Source organism: Acinetobacter sp. 228, assembly GCF_048147885.1.
Genome location: NZ_JAYWYV010000169.1, coordinates 1 through 1,648 on the forward strand (window position 1 = coordinate 1; position 1,648 = coordinate 1,648).

Genomic DNA, 1,648 nt, shown 5'->3' on the forward strand with positions numbered 1-1,648 from the left:
TGAAAATAGATATCAAGAACTACTCCTTTATCTCTACTTATATCAACAATTGCTCCTTTAGAATTTGTTAATCCTTCAGCAACGAGTTTATTACCATTTTTTATTTGATATTTAGCATTCTTAATGGGATGTCCTAGCAAGTCTAATAAAATAAAGGTTACTAAACACTTATTTTTCATTCTTTTTCACTCCTAAAGTAAAATCCTCATCATCCCATTCATCAACAATTACATCCCACAGTTCTTGCTCTTTTCCAACTAAAACTTTTATATTCAACGGATCTTCTTTTGTAATTTTCCCAGTTCGCCCATGCTCATCTAGGCCTCCTGAGATAAATGAATTTGTTGCTGGAATAAAAGCTTTATAACTAAACTGACTGAAATCATTCTGCCAAAACAAATCATAAACATCCAACTTATTACTATACATCATGGTACCTGGCAGCTGAGGAACCTCATAAGAAACCTTGGCCCCACTCGTAAACAAATGCTGCCCAGCTTTACTTTCAAACTTACCACCTGTTGTTGAAAATACGCCATTGGCATTAATTTTGAGCTGTGAACCACCTGCCGTTAATACAATTTCTTTTGGACTCGTAAGCTCGATTTTATCTTCAGTAGAAATAAGCTTAATCACCTTCTTCGCAATTGCTTCAATAGCATCGTCTTGTGCTTGTAGTTCGAGCTTTCCTTTTGCTGCATAAGCACGCAAACCTTTTTGAGCAGCGAACAAACTGATTTTGTCTTGTGCGTGCCCAATAATATTTTTTTGCGCACTTAAATTAATAGAACCGCTGGCACTTTCGGCAATATCTTGCGACGCTTGCAAAATAATATTTTCAGGCGTCGTCAAAGCAATACCATTTGGTGATGCTAACAACATAAGGGCTTGTCTAAAGATTTTGCCTTGTTCTTGCTGTTTAGTATCGGAACTGCTTTCTAAACCTTGGGTATAACCCTCCATAAAGCCTTGTAAAGAACTCAATGCTTTAGAAGGTGACACTTCCAATTTACTGCCTTTACTAAAAGTTCCACACGTACTCATCAAATCAAAGTCTTTAGTCTCGACATTTGCTAAGACTTTCCCGACCTCTTGAATACTTTCAAATGGATTTTTATGAATTCGGTCTTTAATACTTGCGAGTTTTCCTTTAACAATATCAGGGCCATGTTCTTCAACGTTTTCGATGAATGCTTTTAAATTTTCTACCGCATCTTTGGCATCGCTAAAGAAAGAATTGAATTCATCTACAACGCCTTTTGCGTTTCCTCCTAGTGCACCGATGTCTTGAATAAAGCCACCACAGTCTTTTAGGGCATGGATAGGATCGTTATTAATTCCTTCTTTGAATAGGTTTACCGTACTATTTAATGCCTGACCTGTGGTTTTTAACTCAAGCGACTGGATGAATTTGGGTAAGCGATTAATCACGTTCAAAGCATCAGTTTGTTGCTTGGCTGCAACTTCACTGAGCATTTTCATGCTTTCATAGCCTTGTGAAAGTAAGGATTGTGCTTGTGCGGCCTCTAAATGATCTGCAATCGCTTGCTCTTGTGCATAGGTACTAATGAGCATGCCTTTACCCGCCCTCACAGCTCCCCAAGCGTCTGTTCTAAGCTCAAAGCCTTCACCACGGCCTTGGCTTGTC

The 1,648-nt window shown here is 38.4% G+C and carries 1 protein-coding gene; it reads right to left on the minus strand.

Annotated elements, in window-relative coordinates; genetic code table 11:
- Nucleotides 1-168 precede the first annotated feature (168 nt).
- Nucleotides 169-1,648 (minus strand): DUF2345 domain-containing protein (locus VXQ92_RS17020; RefSeq protein ID WP_416682612.1); only part of this gene is annotated, 1,480 nt, incomplete at its 5' end.